Annotated in this window: 3 protein-coding genes; 2 read left to right on the top strand and 1 reads right to left on the bottom strand. The window is 69.0% G+C overall.

Annotated elements, in window-relative coordinates:
- Window positions 1–137: 137 nt before the first annotated feature.
- Both wecB and D7V93_RS39340 read left to right on the top strand, forming a co-directional pair.
- Complete coding sequence (gene wecB / locus D7V93_RS39345) at window positions 138–1,259, top strand: non-hydrolyzing UDP-N-acetylglucosamine 2-epimerase (protein ID WP_120648182.1); 1,122 nt, start codon at window positions 138–140, stop codon at window positions 1,257–1,259.
- Window positions 1,260–1,406: 147 nt separating this feature from the next.
- The gene (locus D7V93_RS39340; RefSeq protein ID WP_120648181.1) at window positions 1,407–2,408 is read left to right on the top strand and encodes an RluA family pseudouridine synthase; all 1,002 of its coding nucleotides are present in this window, start codon (window positions 1,407–1,409) and stop codon (window positions 2,406–2,408) included.
- 16 nt (window positions 2,409–2,424) lie between these two features.
- Here the strand turns inward: D7V93_RS39340 and purF are convergent, their stop codons facing one another.
- The gene (gene purF, locus D7V93_RS39335) at window positions 2,425–3,810 is read right to left on the bottom strand and encodes an amidophosphoribosyltransferase (protein ID WP_120648180.1); all 1,386 of its coding nucleotides are present in this window, start codon (window positions 3,808–3,810) and stop codon (window positions 2,425–2,427) included.
- Between the last annotated feature and the right edge of the window lie 342 nt (window positions 3,811–4,152).

Genomic DNA, 4,152 nt, shown 5'->3' with positions numbered 1-4,152 from the left:
GGGATGACGGCCACGGGCCGGGGGGCGGGCATGGGGCGTCATCTATCAGATTCAGGACGTCCCGCACTCGCACCGGGGCCGGTGGCCACCCTGTGCCACTAGGCAGGAAAGGCGACGTGCCTACTTTCCGCAGCGACATGAAGAAGGTCATCCATATCGTTGGCGCGCGTCCGAATTTCATGAAGGTGGCCCCCATTCACAAGGCCATCGCCGCGCGTACCTCCCTGCAGCAGCTCGTCATGCACACCGGCCAGCACTACGACGCGAAGATGAGCGACGTGTTCTTCGCCGACCTGGGCATGGCCGCTCCCGACATCCACCTGGGCATCGGCTCCGGCAGCCACGCCGAGCAGACGGCGAAGATGATGGTGGAGATGGAGAAGATCTTCCTCAAGGAGAAGCCGGACCTGGTGTCCGTGGTGGGCGACGTGAACAGCACCATCGCCGCCGCGCTCGTGACGTCGAAGCTGGCCATCCCGCTGTCCCACGTGGAAGCGGGCCTGCGCAGCTTCGAGCGGCACATGCCGGAGGAGATCAACCGCGTCGTCACCGACCGGCTCTCCGACCTGCTGCTCACGCCTTCGCGCGACGCGGACGCGAACCTCCTGAAGGAGGGCATCGACCCGAAGCGCATCCACCTCGTGGGCAACGTGATGATCGACTCGCTCCTGTCGTCCAAGGAGAAGGCCGACCAGCTCCCCACGCTCAAGCAGCTGGGGCTCACGCCGAGGGGCTACGTGGTGGCGACGCTGCACCGCCCGTCCAACGTGGACAACCCGAAGCTGCTGGCGGGCCTGCTGTCCACGCTCATCCACGTGGCGAAGAAGGTGCCCGTCGTGTTCCCGGTGCACCCGCGCACGCGCAAGATGATCTCCGAGCAGGGCCTTTCGGTCGAGCTGGAGAAGACGCCCGGCCTCAAGCTGGTGGACCCCATGGGCTACCTGGAGTTCCTGTCCCTGACGTCCCAGGCGCAGCTCGTGATGACGGACTCGGGCGGCCTGCAGGAGGAGACCACCGCGCTGGGCGTGCCGTGCCTCACCCTGCGCGAGGAGACCGAGCGGCCCATCACGGTGGAGGTGGGCACCAACGAGGTGGTGGGCACCGACCCCACGCGCATCCGCGAGGCGGCCGACCGCGTCCTGGCGGGCGACGCGAAGAAGGGCCGCGTGCCGGAGCTGTGGGACGGCCGCACCGGCGAGCGCATCGCGGACCTCTACGCGCGCGTGCTGGGCGTGGAGACGAAGCGCGCGTTCGGGTGAGCCGCGGGATGGGCTGAACGCATCTTCCTGAAGCAGTCAGGCCGCCGGGTGCTCGCGTCTTCGTGCGCGAGGGCCGGGCGGTCTTCGCGTTCCAAGGCGTGCTAGAGCGGGAGCCACGTCATGCGTGAAGAAGACGCTCCCGCTGCCATGAGTGATCCGGTGCCTGAGCCGGTGACGCCCGCCTCGTCGGTTCCCGACGGCTACGTCGACATCCCGTTCGTCGTCGAGCCGAACTACGCCGGCTGGCGGTTGGACCGCTACCTCTGCGAGAAGATCCGCCGCATGGACCTGGAGCGCGTGCAGGGCATCATCCTGCGCGGCGTCCTCTGCGACGCGTACCGCCTCAAGCCCTCCACGCCCGTGTACCCGGGGCTGACGTTCCGCATCCGCCGCCCCGCGAGCCAGGAGCCCGCGACGCCCACCGAGTTGCCCGTCGTCTTCTCCGATGACTGGCTGCTGGTGCTCGACAAGCCGGCGGGGCTGCCCATCCACCCCACCGCGCGCTACCACAAGGGCACCCTCGTCACGCTGCTGCGAGAGCGCTTCGGGGAGCGCTTCGCGGAGCCCGCGCACCGGTTGGACCGGGAGACGAGCGGGTTGGTTGTGTGTGGCCGCACCACCGAGTCCTGCCGCGTGCTGGGCGGGCTGTTCCTGTCGCGCGACGTGCACAAGGAGTACCTCGCGCTGTGCGAGGGCCACCCGCCCGAAGACACCTTCCACGTCGATGCGCCCATCGCGGAGGGCACGGACCTCATCCGCATCGCGGTGCGGATTGATGCGGTGCAGGGCAAGCCCAGCCGCACGCGCTTCCAGGTGCTCCAGCGCTTCGTGCGTGACGGCGCGCCGTTCGCGCTCTTGCGCTGTTTCCCGGAGACGGGCCGGCAGCATCAGATCCGCATCCACCTGCACACGGCGGGCTTCCCGCTGGTGGGGGACAAGATGTACGGACCGGATCCGGGCTACTTCGACCGCTTCAGCAAGCACACCCTGGAGCCCGAGGCGTGGGTGCGGCTGCGGCTGCCCCGGCACGCGCTCCATGCGGAGCGCATCACGTTCCCGCACCCGGGCACCGGTGAGTCCGTCACCTTCGTCTCACCGTTGCCGCAGGACCTGGAGGACTTCATCGCCGGGAAGACACCGGCCCCTTGAGGGGGCCGGGCCAGCTTCAGGCGCTGAGCTTGGCGACGTCCGAATCCCGGGAGAGCTTCTCCGTGAGGTACTGCCCGGAGAAGCACGCGGTGCAGTAGGTGTTGCGCTTCGGGTCCTCCACCGCGGCGCCCAGACCCTCCAGCGACAGGTAGCCCAGGGAGTCCGCCGTCACGTACTTGGCGATCTCCTCCGTGGAGTGGCTGGCGGCGATGAGCTCCGTGCGGCTGGGCGTGTCGATGCCGTAGTAGCAGGGCCACTGCGTGGGCGGCGACGAGATGCGCAGGTGCACGGACACGGCGCCCGCGGCCTTGAGCATCTTGACGATCTTCCGGCTGGTGGTGCCGCGCACGATGGAGTCGTCCACCACCACCACGCGCTTGCCCTTGAGGACGCTGCGCACGGCGGACAGCTTCAGCTTCACGCCGAAGTGACGGATGGACTGCTGCGGTTCGATGAAGGTGCGGCCCACGTAGTGGCTGCGGATGAGGCCCACGTCGTAGGGGATGCCGCTCGTCTGGGAGAAGCCGATGGCGGCGGGCACGCCCGAGTCCGGCACCGCGATGACCAGGTCCGCATCCGGCGCGGGCTGCTCGCGGGCGAGTTGCATGCCCAGGCGCTTGCGCACCTCGTAGACGCTGGTGCCGAAGAGCACCGAGTCCGGCTTGGCGAAGTAGACGTGCTCGAAGATGCAGCGGCCCAGCCGGGGCGCGGGCTTGAAGGGCATGCTGGCGCGCAGCACGCCGTTCTCGATGACGACCAGCTCACCGGGCTCCAGCTCGCGGACGACCTCCGCCTCGATGAGGTCCAGCGCCGTCGTCTCACTGGCGACGACGTAGGCGCCTTCCTTCATCTTGCCCAGCACCAGCGGCCGGAAGCCGTGCGGGTCGCGCACCGCGATGAGCTTGTCCTCGGTGAGGAGCAGGATGCTGTAGGCGCCCTCCACCTTGCGCAGGGCCTCCACCAGCTTGGCCTCGAAGGTGGGCTGCTTGGAGCGGGCGAGGAGGTGCATCACCACCTCCGTGTCCGCGTCCGACTGGAAGAGCGCGCCCTCCGACTCCAGCGACGCCTTGAGCTCCGCCGCGTTCACGATGTTGCCGTTGTGCGCGATGGAGAACTGGCCGCCCGCGTACGCGACGAACAGCGGCTGGGCGTTCTTGAGCTGGCTGCCGCCCGCCGTGCTGTAGCGCACGTGGCCGATGGCCGCGTCTCCCGGCAGTCCCTCAATCACCGGAGCGGTGAAGATGTCCGCCACGAGGCCCATCTGCCGGTGCGCGCGCAGGATGTGGCCGTCGGACGAGACGATGCCGGCGGACTCCTGTCCGCGGTGCTGCAGGGCGTGCAACCCCAGGTACGTCAGGTTGGACGCCTCTCCGTGACCCGTGATTCCGAAGATGCCGCACATGGTGCGCTGCCTTACCCCTTTCGACCGCGAAGCGGAACAGGAACGCGTGCCTTCACGGTGGGTATTCCACCCGCCGTCGACGTCGGCCCCTGTAGGCCAGGCAAGGTGCCTCTGGCCGGAAAGGTGGGAGCCGTCCGGGTGATGGGAGCGGTTAGGCTCCTTCCGGCATGTCCTCTTCCCGGCGCTCCGTCCTCCACACCCTGCTGCCCTTCGCCTTGCTAACGGCGGGGGCGGCGTACGCGCTTGCCTCCTGGAACTGGTGCGGGCGCTGGGAGGAGCGGACGCCGAGCGTGCTGTCCCAGGTGAGAGGCGAGGGCGCCCTGCGAGCAGGCGCGGCGAAGG

The organism is Corallococcus llansteffanensis (assembly GCF_003612055.1).
GTDB classification, from domain to species: Bacteria; Myxococcota; Myxococcia; order Myxococcales; family Myxococcaceae; genus Corallococcus; species Corallococcus llansteffanensis.
The sequence above is the reverse complement of the archived record's forward strand: the minus strand, read 5'-3'. Positions and strand labels throughout refer to the sequence as shown.